This window comes from Paenibacillus chitinolyticus, assembly GCF_045038035.1.
GTDB lineage: Bacteria > Bacillota > Bacilli > Paenibacillales > NBRC-103111 > Paenibacillus_F > Paenibacillus_F chitinolyticus_A.
In genome coordinates this window covers 431,613-444,300 of the sequence record NZ_CP173427.1, presented here as the reverse complement: position 1 = coordinate 444,300, position 12,688 = coordinate 431,613, and the positions used below count along the sequence as shown (strand labels likewise).

The 12,688-nt window shown below is 57.2% G+C and carries 8 protein-coding genes; 1 reads left to right on the top strand and 7 read right to left on the bottom strand.

The genetic code is table 11. The annotated features are described in order from the left end of the window. Window positions 1-169: 169 nt before the first annotated feature. From ACI48J_RS02095 to ACI48J_RS02075, 5 genes are all read right to left on the bottom strand, one after another. Entirely contained in the window at window positions 170-574 is a 405-nt protein-coding gene (locus ACI48J_RS02095; RefSeq protein ID WP_405081409.1) for a VOC family protein, read from the bottom strand. A gap of 166 nt (window positions 575-740) precedes the next feature. Then, entirely contained in the window at window positions 741-1,037 is a 297-nt protein-coding gene (locus ACI48J_RS02090; RefSeq protein ID WP_326052065.1) for a putative quinol monooxygenase, read from the bottom strand. A gap of 193 nt (window positions 1,038-1,230) precedes the next feature. Further along, entirely contained in the window at window positions 1,231-2,703 is a 1,473-nt protein-coding gene (hpaB, locus tag ACI48J_RS02085) for a 4-hydroxyphenylacetate 3-monooxygenase, oxygenase component (RefSeq protein ID WP_326052066.1), read from the bottom strand. 193 nt (window positions 2,704-2,896) lie between these two features. After that, the gene (locus tag ACI48J_RS02080) at window positions 2,897-4,747 is read right to left on the bottom strand and encodes a response regulator (RefSeq protein ID WP_405081407.1); all 1,851 of its coding nucleotides are present in this window, start codon (window positions 4,745-4,747) and stop codon (window positions 2,897-2,899) included. Between the two features lie 81 nt (window positions 4,748-4,828). After that, window positions 4,829-5,416, bottom strand: a complete 588-nt coding sequence (locus tag ACI48J_RS02075) for a sensor domain-containing protein (RefSeq protein WP_326052068.1) — start codon at window positions 5,414-5,416, stop codon at window positions 4,829-4,831. 292 nt (window positions 5,417-5,708) lie between these two features. On the opposite strand from ACI48J_RS02075, the gene ACI48J_RS02070 reads away from it, so the two are divergent. Then, a complete protein-coding gene (locus tag ACI48J_RS02070) occupies window positions 5,709-7,706 on the top strand; it encodes a serine hydrolase (protein ID WP_405081406.1) in 1,998 nt (665 codons plus the stop codon). Here ACI48J_RS02070 and ACI48J_RS02065 read toward each other — a convergent pair. Then, complete coding sequence (locus ACI48J_RS02065) at window positions 7,693-8,388, bottom strand: hypothetical protein (RefSeq protein ID WP_405081405.1); 696 nt, start codon at window positions 8,386-8,388, stop codon at window positions 7,693-7,695. The genes ACI48J_RS02070 and ACI48J_RS02065 overlap by 14 nt on opposite strands. Before the next feature lie 672 nt (window positions 8,389-9,060). Next, window positions 9,061-12,636, bottom strand: a complete 3,576-nt coding sequence (locus tag ACI48J_RS02060) for an OmpL47-type beta-barrel domain-containing protein (RefSeq protein ID WP_405081404.1) — start codon at window positions 12,634-12,636, stop codon at window positions 9,061-9,063. Between the last annotated feature and the right edge of the window lie 52 nt (window positions 12,637-12,688).

Below are 12,688 nucleotides of genomic sequence, written 5' to 3'. Positions count from 1 at the left end.
CGCGTTACGCGCCTGTAACCGATCGGCCTGCGCATACAAAAAAGCCCTCAGACCATCCTCTGTGGGCTCTTTCTTTTTTCCGAAGCGGCAGCATCCGCCGTCCGCACCGTATATGCGCGCCGTCCCTTGAGCCGGGGCCGGTGCAGAAGCACCGCTCCGGCCTCTCCGGTCAGATCCCTTTCGTATCCCTCAGTTCCATGATCGTCCCTTCGGGCGCCGTCAGCTTGCACAGCTTCCCGTTCTCTACCGTATAAATTTCCCGGCCGTTTTTGAGCCTGAATTCCGCTCCGGAATTCTTTAGACGGCGGACCTCTTCTTCAAGATCCTCGGCCCATAAACAAAAATGAACGATTCCCTGCGAACTCGTATTCACCGGCTGAAGCTCTTCACCGGCTTTGCCGGTTTGCAGCTCGATATAGAACTCGCCGAGGCGCAGCCAGGAATTATAAGCCCGTGTATGAAAATCGGGCGTTTCCTGCACAACCTCGAAGCCGAGCGCATCCCGGTAAAATGCCAGAGATTGTTCATAACAGCTCGTCTGAATGCAAATATGGTGGATAACTTTTGCGGACATGACGCGATTCTCCTTTGCGGCCTGCTTATGAAATGTGTGTAGGTGTACAGACTGTGCACAAACCCGATAGTAATCCATCTTTAGGATCGCCGCAATGTTTTATCCCGGTAAACGAAACAAGCCGCCGTCTGTAAACTACAGGCGACAGCTTGTTTTGCACCATCTTCTACACCTTTACCGCCTCGGCCGCATAAACTTTCACATCGAGCGGAGCGGCGAGAAATTCGCCGGCCTTGCCGGTGAAAGCCGTGAAATGAGCGCTGGAATTATGGCTGGCGACCGCCTGCTGATCTTTCCAGACCTCTACCATTGTGTAAGCATTCTCCTTCTCCGCATGTTTGTACAAATCATACGAAACATTTCCGCTCTCGCCTCTCGAAGCTTCCACGAGCGTAAGAATCTCTTTCAGGAACGCCTCGTCTTTGCCTGGCTGAAGCTGCATGGCCGCGTGAATAATAATCATGACCGGTTATCCTCCTCTTATGTTAGACAGCCTTTCCCCTCAGGGGGCTCTCTTGTATGTTCTCCAAACGTTAGCCGTCTTAATTACTTCAATGATAAAATATTCATCTATAAACAATATAACTAAAAAAAGACCGAAAAGCAAAAAAGCTCCGGCCCGGGCCGAAACTTTTTCAACTTATATACCGGCTAACTTAACCCGATCCCTTTCCGTCTTTTCCCGACAAGAAATCCCGAACCCGGCGTCCTAGCGCTTCCCGTTCTTTATAGGCGTTGTACAAACGCCCGTCTACAACCGCAGCGTTTCCGAAGAAAAACCGCTCGTAAACCGCCTGCCGGCCGCCGAACGCATTGACGCCAAGCTCCCACGCAAGCCGGGATAATTTCACGTTTTCTTCGGCGCTCAGGCCAATCCCCTTCAAGTAAAGGTTCAGCTGCCCGCCGATCTCCGTGCCGAAATCCCCTTCGTCCGGAATCATGATCAGCCCGCTGGCTCCGATCAACTGGATGATTTCCACAAACCGCGGATACACTTTCGGAAAATAGGCGTTGGCCGCAAGAAGCGGCTTCGGGTCGGGCAGCATACTTCCCCATTTGTCCCGGGATGCTCCTTTTTCCGCCGCAACCTGGAACGCCTTGAGCGCTTCCAAAGCCACGATAACCTCCGTTACTTTCTCGGTTACATGGCTGTGGCTGTCGAGACCTCCTGCTTCGACCATTCTTTCGAGAGTGCCCAGAATGAATTCCGTTTTGGCGATATTTTTGCACATGATCTGCATACCGGCATGGGTATGGAAGCGGCTTTCGTCCACAAGCTGCCAGGCCATCCTTTCGTTCCCGCATATAAACACACGGTCCCACGGCACGAGCGCGTCTTCGAAAAGGACCAGCGTATCCATTTCCTCAAATCGGGAGCTCAAAGGGTAGTTATAGGCCGATTCGCCCCCGACGAAGCTCTCTCTGCATACAAAGCTCACGCCGGCCAAATTGCTCGGCACCGCAAAAGCGAACGCGTACGGACTGTCCTCGCCGCCACCGAACGGAAATGGAGCCGGAAAAACGAGGATTTCATCCGACGTCGCCCCTTGCGTATCCAGCAAGAACGCGCCCCGGACCACGATGCCGTCTTTATTCTTCTCCACCACCCGGGCGGCGGCGTCTTCCTCGAAGGTCCGCAGAAAAGAGGGCATTCTCGCCGCTTTCGGCTGAATGAACACGTGTGAAAGCGTCACGTCGTTTTCCCGGCAGTATTCGTAATACCGCCTCAAGTTATCCCCGTATTCGGGATTTTCCTTCTCGATCAGACCCGCCGCCGCGCCGAAAGCCATTATGGCCGTGTTCATATAATCGGGAGCACGCCCCAGGAACCCGTGATGGACCGATGCCCACGCCTGCATCATCTGCCTGCGCAGCGCAAGGTCCTTCTTCGTCTTCGGCTGCAGGAAGGACAATCCGACCGGGTCCCCTGTCGAGGGTGAAGCATACGTCATTTTCGCTTGCCATTCCTCCGCCTGCTGCATATCATACATGGAAGCCTGAGTCGTCATCAGTCCCTTGAAAGCTTGATGCTCCGAAATCAATCCCTGCACCCGTTCGCCCGCAATCCAGACGTCGGGAAGATGCCGGTTAATCCGCTCTATATACTCGCTGCCGTTTTTAACGGGCATTAGAATCGCCTCCTCGCTCTAGGGTTACATTATTCGGGCGAAGGCGGGTTGGTATGAGCGGACACCTAACGGGCGGGTAAATCGGAGCGATTTTCCATCCTGAGACGAGCCTGGGGACAGGCCTTACCTTATTCCTCTAGACGAAAAAGGCTCCCGGTTCCTCGCGGAACCGAAAGCCTTTCCGGATACGGCTTCAAAGAAGCCCGGCCTCCGCCGCCTTTTCCACGGCTTCTTCCCGGTTGCGCACGCCAAGCTTGGCGTACACCGTGGACGCATAGTTCCGGACCGTTCCGTCCGACAAGTACAGCTTGGAAGCGATGGACTTGTAGCGGAGCCCTTTGGACAGCATCCGCAAAATCTCGATTTCGCGCGGAGTCAGCTCATAGCTCTCTCCGGCAGGGGCCGCCGTCCCCGGCAGTCCGGCCGTTTCCGCCGGCTCGGAAGTACCGGAGGTGCCGCTGCGCCCCGAAGCCTGGGCCGCTTCCTCCAGCTCGCCGAACAGCTTCGTCGAGAGATCCTGCGCGATCATCGTGCCGCCCTGATGCACGAGACGGATCGTCTCGGCCAGCTCCTTCGGCTCGATCGATTTGAGCAGATAGCCGTCCGCGCCGCTGCGCAGCACTTCAAGCGCTTTGTCCGGCGCCTGGAAAGTCGTCAGGATGACGACCCGGACATGCGGCCATTTCTGCTTGATCGTCCGCGTGGCCGCAGTGCCGTCCATGTTCGGCATATCCAGATCCATCAGCACCAGATGGGGCTCCAGCTCCGCACAAAGCTCCACCGCCTGCTCGCCGTCTCCGGCAAGCCCCGCAACGGTCATATCCTTCTGTCCCTGCAGAAGGGTCCGGAGGCTTTCGCGGATGAACGCCTGATCGTCGGCAATCAGCAGGCGGATCACTTCTCCTCCCGGCTCCGACTGGCGGGGCAGGGTGCACGTCACGGTCGTTCCCGCGCCCTTCTCCGAATAGACGGAGACCTGCCCCTGCAGGCTTGCGGCCCGCTCCTTCATCGCCTTCAGGCCGAAGCCCTCCGGCAGAGACTCGCTGCCCTCGCCATTATCCCGCACTTCCAGCCGGGTCTGCCGGGGCTCGAACTGCAGCGCCGCCTGAATCTCCGTTGCCCTGCCGTGCCGCACCGCATTCGTGAGCGCTTCCTGCAGACAGCGGTAGAAGGTCATCTTCGCCTGCTGAGGCAGGGAAGTTTCCTCCCCGAGCACCCGCAGGCTTACGGTCGCCCCCGCGCTGGCCTCGAATTCGCGCGCCAGCTGCTCAAGCGCCTGCCGGAGAGAAGACATCTCCTCCGAGGCGCCCATTCCGTGAAGGAAGTCCCGCACCTCTCCCATGCTTTTGCGCGTCACGGCCAAGAGGGCCTCCAGCTTATGCTCGCCCTCCTCCGTCCCAATGTCCGGACGCAGCGTTTCCAATCCCATAATGAGCGAAGTGTACGAATGGCCCATCGTGTCGTGCAGATCCTTGGCGAGCCGGTTCCGTTCTTCAAGCAGGGTGACTCGCTCCACTTGGGACATGTACTGCTCCAGAACACTGTTCTGGCTGCGGATAATTTCATTTTGCCGGTAATTCACCATCAGCAAATTGAACGCGTATCCGATCGCATACGCCAGCCCGATTTGAGGCGCAATTTCCCAAAAAGGCTTCGTTTGTTCGGAGAATTGAACCATCACCAGAGGCACCAGCAGAACGGCGGCCGGCCCCGTCCAGCGGTACGTTTTCTCCGCACTGTTGGCTGCGATCAGGGCAGCGGGCACGAGAAAGGTTAAATAAGCTTCGGGAAATAACGAAGTTAAATAGACACTGACTCCCCCGGATAAAATCAGCTCGGGAACGGCATAAGCCTTTGTGTTCACCTGCAGCAAAATCCATGGAATCGAGAAAGCGGATATTTCCCAGCACAAAACCAGCCACAGGGGAAGGTTTAAATCATTTTGAAATTGCACGGTCGTAATAATGGTGGAGAAAGAGATCAATATACGGATGATAAAGAGAGCCCACTCGTACCAGAACCACTGCTTGACCGCATCGAACATGTCCATCACCTCTTTGTCTGGCTGCCTTGCTTGCCGCCCGGTTGTTCTTGTCCTTACTATGCCACGGCAAGCTGCGGCTGTCTACGCGTGAAGCCGTTCGAACATCTGCCGAATGTAGCGCCCGGCCAGCAGCGCCGAGCTCCGGCCCAGTTTTGCCCCTGCATAAGCGAGCAGAACACCCCCGGCCATCACGAAGAGGGATTTCGCAAACGTGTCCACCGGAATCCCCGCAAAGTAAAGGTCCATGTAGGGAACCGCAAGCGGAATCAGAATGAAGATGACAGGCGCAATGTAGCAAAGCACGGCTAAAAGAAGGGCAAGCAGGCCCAGCGGGAATTTCAGCATCAGCCAGCCGATGATCGTCCAATTCCGGCGGTCCGCGAGTTCTTCTTTCGCCTGCCGCCATACGGAGCCTTCACTTTTTTCCGGCAGCTCGTAAGGCTCAATGGAAAGATCCGTGTAGATTTTGGTTTGAATTCTTTCATATCGGGCAAACGTGCGCGTACTGCGCATGACATAGGTGATCATCGGCAGTCCGACCAGGGTAAAAGCCATGCTCAGGCTAAATACCAGGCTAACCAGGTAGAAGCAAAAGTAAAACACTCCTGTAACGAAAGTAAGCAGCAAAAAATAAAAATCTTGCAGACTTTGCATCATTTCTTTTTTCATGGAATCTCGGTCCTTTCTTGTTCGCTCTTGTGATTTCGTTTGTGCCCGGTATCTTCTCCGGCTGTTTGTATCCTAAACCGCCTGCCGTCAGCTGCGCCAGTGAGCAAATGTCATATGACATTCCCGGCACAACAAATGACGGCCCCATGACGGAAGTTCACTGGCCGGTGTGACGTGAGGTCTGCAATGCTGGGATCACGGAAAGAGACACCGTTTTTTTGACGGCAAACTTTGCCGGCATCAAAGCACAAAGCGGTCACGCAAAGAACGATACGAAAAAGGTGAATGAACCATGAAAAAAACCGTACGCCATGCAAGTCTTGCCCTGCTCGTCCTGTCTTCATCTGTCTTTACGGCTTGTACGCCGGACACACCGGCCGCCAAACCGCCCGAGTCTGCGCAGTCAAATAAAGGTCCCGCGCAGGGGCCTGTCGACGCGAAGGAAGTAGAAGCGTTTGCCGATCCTGTCTTTGCCGAGAAAATGAGAAAATACAACGTCAACGGCTCCAGCTTCGTAGTCGTCAAAGACGGCAAGGTCGTGCTGAATAAAGGGTACGGCTATGCGGACAAGGAAAAGAACATTCCGGTCGACAAAGACACGGTATTCCAGATCGGCTCCGTCACCAAAACATTTACCGCTCTGGCCGCCCTGCAGCTTGTGGACGAGGGGAAAATGGAGCTGAGGGGCGACATCGAGCCTTACCTGGATGGCTTAAAGGTGCCCAACAAAACAGGCGCGCCGCTCACGTTATTCGATCTTCTCACCTACACGAGCGGGGTCGATTATCCGGATATTACGACTTATGTAGGACCCGAATTCGTCGATCAGGATATCCCCACGAAACCGTTCCTGGCCGAGCACATGCCTACGGTCGTGCGGAAGCCGGGAGAAGCCTACACGTACGATAACTTCGGATTTCTGCTGGCCGGATATGCCGTCCAGAACGTGAGCGGGCTGCGTTTCGACAAGTACATGCAGGAAAAGGTGTTCAAGCCGCTCGGCATGAAATCCACAAGCGTCCGTTTTACGCCGGAACTGCTTGCAAGAATGGCCGTTCATTACGATCCGGCCGGAAAGCCTATGCCGACGGCAGGTCCCGCGCCGAGTGACGGGCCTCAGGGCAGCATCATCTCGACGGCGGAAGATATGTCCAACTATTTGATCATGCAGCTCCAGAAGGGCAAGTACGACGGCAAGCAGCTCGTCAGCCCTGAGAGCATAGATCTCATGCACAATTATCAGGTTTTCTCGGAGAAATCGATGCCGATTACGACGGTCGGCTTTGAGGGATATTTTACGGAGCTTATGAACGGCCATCATGTGGTGCTCAAAGGCGGCAGCATGCCGGGGCACCAGTCCCTGATCGTTCTGCTTCCGGATAAGAATACGGGGATTTACATGTCCTACAACAATGACTCTATGATGAGTGTCGAAGTGTACGAGGAATTCATGGATCACTATTTCCCTGCCGAGGAAGAACCCGAGAAGCCGACTTACCTTCCCTTGAATGAAAAAGAAGCGCAGCGTTACACGGGCATGTACCAGAATACGCGCATGCTGTTCCTGAAATCGAGATTTTCCTACGACAGCGGCAATTTGATCATGGAAACCAATTCCTCGGGCAAGCATACCCTGAAAATGATCCATCCGCTGCTTTTCGAAGACGAGTCCGGAAACAAATTAGCGTTCAAAAAAGACAGCCACGGGCAGATCGAGTACTTCTATTACTCCAACCGGAACAGCATGGACTTCGCTTCCGATGCCCGGAAGATGCATGAGAAATCCCCGTTTGAGGACGTCTCCACAGACAGCCCGTACAAAACCCACATCGATAACATGAATACGTGGGAAATTATGGGCGCCAATTCAGGCAATTCGTTCGAACCTGACGGCGTGATGACCCAAGGGGAATTTGCGGATGTGCTTCTGCGGGCCCACGGGTGGTACGGCATCGTTTATTCGGTCGAAGGCAACAAAAAATCGATGGTCGCCGGTATCCCGGGCCTCGACCGGAGCGCTCCGGTCACAAGGCAGATGGCCGCTACCATGATCCGGAACATGAAGCAGCTACAGCCTGCGTCGGAAATCAAACTGACCGGACCGACCGACGAGTGGGCGGTTAAAGCCGTCACTGCGCTGGTGTCGCAGGGCATCGTAGACCCCGGCGCCTCCGTTAATCCGGACGGCTCGGTCGATTTCCGCTCCAAGCAGCCGCTGCTTCGCCAGGAAGCCGCCGTGCTGCTGGATAAAGCGTTCGGCTGCTATACGCTGCCGCTTAAGGTGCAGTAAACCCGCAGCTGGAGCCGACATCCAGTCCGCCGAACCACACCGCGGCCGAGACGGACGCGCCGGGAGGAGCATGGAGCCGCTTTTTCTTGAAAAAGCCGCCCTGCTCCTCTTTTTGCGCCCAGTCCGGCGGAACCAGCAGTTCTACGCCTCCGAAGCCGCAGCGGACCCGGACACGCTCGGTTCCCAGCAGACGGGACCAGCGCAAGGTTGAGCTGCCCAGCCCGATCCGGATGTCCGCCTCGCCCGGCAGACCGGCCAGAGACACGTCGCCGCAGCGAAGCCGGACTCGGACGCGGTCCGACCCGGTGTAACCGGAAACCTCGCCCGAGAAACCCTTCACGCTGAGCGGGCCGTATCCGCCGTTAAGGCTGACCACTCCCGCGAAAAAAGTCAGATCCACGGCGGTGTCTTCCGGCAGATGGATGTCGATGCGCAGTCGTTCTTTCTGGCCGTGTCTCAAGTAGGCGGGGAGATTGCGGCCTTTAAGGACGAGCCGGTCCCCCTCCCTTGCCGTGTATAAGGGAAACAGGCGGTACTCTCCCGACAGCTTCACATACGCTTCTTCCCCGGCGTCGAAGTGCAGGTGAAGGTTCCCGAGAACAGGCATATCCAACTCCAAAAACTTTAATCCGGCGGACGGCACCGCTTTAAAATCCGTCCCGCTCCTATCGGTCCTGATCATACCGTCACTTCCTTCCCGTTGCGTTGGATAGCCGGTTATGTCCGGTAAACGGAGTCCCCGGCCTCACCGGACTTCCGTCTCTATTGCTCGTTGTTTCTGTGTGGCCGACCGCCGTTATACGGCGCAAACCGCCGCATAGCGGGAGCCCGTATGACCGTATTCGCGATTTCTACGCTCCTCCCGTACTTCATCCTCTTCTTTTTCTTATTACCGGCGGCCTCTGCCGGCCGTCTCTCCCTCACCGCACGAGGCTCCCGGTACGCGGTGCTTGGCGTCGCATAACGGTGCTCATTCACTTTTTTTCTCGACACTTGAGGTCTGATGTCCTCTCTTAAATGTCCGTCATTCTGCCGCGTGCCGCGTGCCGCCTCCCGCCTTCCGTCTACCGACGCCCTTCGATTCTCAGGCTCCTCCGTGCATTTTCTTTGTCTGCCGCTACCCTTATCGTATAACTGCTCTCCTGCGCAATCACCGGACTGGGGAAGGAATTTGCTCTCCTTCTCCGGCAGGAACTAGCTTCAAAAAAGAAAGACCTCCACTTCCGCTTTAAGCGGAAATGGAAGTCTTTTGCGATAAGTGCAGTTTGTTTGTCCAAAAACAGCGGCAGTCGGGCATATCCCTCCCAGCCTTGCGGCCGGATGCAGAGGACAGGAAGCAAACCAGTCGTGCAATCTAGCGGGTTACTTTCACCACAATTTTCTCGCTGGAGGCAACACCCGAGGCATTTACAAGCTCGGCACGGTACTCATACGTTCCCGGAGCCCGTCCCGTAAGACTTGTTACTGCGCTCTGAGCGCCCGGAGTCGCTTCTTTCAACGCTTTCGTTTCGATCAGTTGACCGTTTTCAAACAGCCGGTATTCGGAAGCGTTGGTGCCCCACCACATGTTCATCGTCACCTTGTAGGTGCCGTCGCCGTCCCAGTTGTCCTGGGAAAGAACCGGCTTGCCCGGCGCGGCATCCGTCACGTTCACGACGAGCGGCGAACTTACGGTCGTTCCGTAAGCGTTGATCAGCTCGGCCGTGTACGTATACGTTCCGTTCGCTTTGCCTTTGATATCCGTTTTGACCGTTTGAGCTGCCGGTGAAGCGTCCTTCAGCGTCTGGGTGCTGATCAGCACGCCGTTCTCGTACAGCTTGTACACGGAGCCGTTGGCGCCCCACCACATATTCATCGTAACGGTAAAGCTGCCGCCTTTGAGGCCGTCATAGCCATTGTTCGAGGACAGCACCGGCTTGCCCGGAACACCCGTTGCCAAAGGCTTGGCGGACGTAACGGTAACCGCGCCCGACACGACGGTGACGCCGTCCAGCGTTACGGAAGCCGTCAGATCCGCGGTTCCTTCGCCGACGGCCGTAAGCCTTCCCTGCGCGTTTACCGTAACCGCCGCTTCATTGCTGCTGCGGTAAACGACTTCCGCCACGGTTAAATCGGCTGCGGTGCCGTTGCTCCATGTGCCGCTCACTCGGAGGTCGGTCGTTTCACCGGGCTTCAGAACGGTTTTACCGGAAGTAAGCTCTACCTTGCTAAGCGTCAGGCTCGCCTTTACGTTGAAGCCGAACGTGTCCGCCGCCGTATTGCCGGCAAGATCCGTCACGCGGTACTGCACGGTATGCGTGCCGACAGCCAGCTCGCCCGCTTTCAGCGTCTCGCCGTCGGCAATTTCCTTCCCGTCCAGGATTAGCTTACGGTCCGCAATTCCCGACCCCGCATCCGTACTCAGCAGACGGAAGGTTAAAGAATCCTTGTCCGTCACATCGGAGACAGCTTGTCCGTTCAGCGTCAGGGACGCGGCCGGGGCCGTTTTGTCCAGCTTGATGCTAAGGGTTTGGGCTTCCTCCTTGTTGCCTGCAGCATCCGTGGAATAGTAACGGACGATGTTCGTTCCTTCGGTTTCGACGGTGAACGGCTCCGAATAGCCTTTCGCCTCGCCGCCGTTGATATCGTACTGCGTCAGAACGGCAGCCCCTTCGTTATCGCGGGCCGTTAAGGTAACGGTCACGTTCTTGTTAAACCAGCCCTCCGCGTTGGCCGTTTCCGAAAGAGCGGCTTCCGTTACCGGAGCCGTCGTATCCGCCTGTGCCGTGAAATCGGACAGTCCTCTCGGCTTCAGCTGGAACGCGCCTTTGAAAATCGCCGCCGCGCCGCGGATGTTAACGGTTTGTCCTTCTTTATACGGGAAAGCAGCCAGCGTAAGCCCCGTGCGCGCGTCTACGCGGATGTGGTTCACCACGTCTCCTTTGACGGCGTCAAACTCGAAGGAGCCCTCCGGCACCGCGCTTTTGACAGCGCCGATTGTCACTCCGCTCAGCTCGATGAGCTGTCCCTGGTTGCCGGCCGTGACGGCATCGGCCTTCACGGGCGCAGGAACGGCCGAAGCGCCCGTTTTGGCGACTTCGACCGGATCGGTTAATTCCAGTTCCGAATTGTAGACGGCCGTAGAGGCCGTCACCTTCACTACATCCCCGGCGTGAAATCCGCCGAGGTTCTGGTACACATAAATACCGCCGGTTGCGTCCTGCAGGTAGAAGGACTGGCCGCCGAAGATGCCCGGCTCTGTCGTAACGACGCCTTCCAGCGTCACCAGAGCCCCTTCGCCTTTGCCGCGCGCTTCGGCAACGGTAATCTTGGCCGGAACCGGCCCCTGCTCATCCGGCAGCGGCTCGGCCGGCACGTTCGCGATCGACACGGCCTCCGTCTTCAGGTTGGTTCCGTTCTGGCGGAGCCTGAGGTTAGCCGCGCCGGTCGTGCCCGGCTTAATGCGGACGGTAAGATCCTTGTAAGCATGGCCCTTGCTGTCGGATGTGAGGCTGAAAGCCGCGCTGTATCCGTAAGAGGCCGGCCATGTGCCGTCCGCATTCTGGACCTGCGCCACCTGCGTGCCTCCCGTGGCCAGATACACGCCGGCGCTGAAGCCCGAAACGGTCGTGTTCGCCGGCAGATTGTCAACCACGACGCGGATCTGGAAGTCCGCCGCGTTCGGCAAAGTCGCCTGGCGGACGAAGCTGTACGCCGGGTTGGAAGGCACCGTCGTGCCGCCGCCGCTGCCGAAGGAGCCGGACTTGAACGTGCCGCGGTCATACCACTTGTAGCCCGCGTTCGGCGCCGCCCAAGGTTCGGGCTGAGGCTCGGTCGAAGCCGCCGGAGCCTCGAAAGGCAGCAGAGCCGTCGGCTGGTCGAGCTGGAGGCCGCTTACCTGGGACAGGCTCGTGTAGCTTTCTTTCTTCGCCAGCCAGTTGATCGTGTTGACGAGCAGCACGCCGTCATTCGCCTCTTTAAAGCCGTCGTAGGTCGTCTTCTTCGCGCCCGTATCCTCGCGCAGATACTTCGGCGTGGCGTCCTCGACCGGAGAGGAATCGCCGATGAAAGCCGCTTTCCCCGCGCCTTTTTTGGCAACGGCCACGTACGGTCCTTCCGCCACTCCGCCGCCGTTGTAGACACCCTGATCGACCGCGTTGGCCCAAGCCGCTTTCGTCTGCGGCAGATACACGATGCCCTTCGCCTTGGCCGGATCGATGATAGCCAGCGTGGAGCCCGCGTGCATCGCTACCGAGGATACGCCCTTCGTGATGCCGAAGGCCTGCTCCGGAGCTACAATGTTGTTGGCGGTAATGTCGCCGAGCGCATTGTAGCGGAAGCGGACGCCGAACTGGGAGCCGAGCCAGTCGGAGCTGACGACGTCCTGCATAGCCGCCGAGCCCGCTTCTTCCGCGCTCATGCCTTTTGCCGGATTGTCCCAGGCGCCGCGGCGGTAGCCGTTGAAGACTTCGGAGCCGTCCCAGCGGTTCTTGTTGCGGTCCGCGTTGTAGTGGTCGCCGACGAAGAAAATGCTTCCGCCGCCTTCCACATAGGCCGCCATGGCCGCCTGTTCGCTCGCCTTGTATGGAATATTCGCTTCCGCGACTACAAAAACATCGTATCCGCTTAAGTCGGCCAGCGTGATCGGCGTCGTTTTGCGGAGTTCCTTCACGTAGTAGCCGTTATTCGCCAAAGCATTGCCGAAATCGGAGAACCCGCCGTCGATGACCCAGTCCGCGGCTCCCGCCGTTTGAGCGTGGGTGTTGTCGAAAAGCACCTTTTTACCGGCGTTCTCATTGACGATTTTCGCTTCAATATAGGGTGCCGGATCGGCCGGACCTTCCGCCTTCACCTGCCAACCATCGGTCAATACTTGCACGGAAAGCGCCGCGGATAGAGCGAGTGAAGCCTTGAAAACCTTAGCCTTCCACCCTGCGAATCTCTTCTTCATGAATTTCCTCCTTTATGCTGGAAGCTAGTTAAACTTTCGACCTCATTCTACC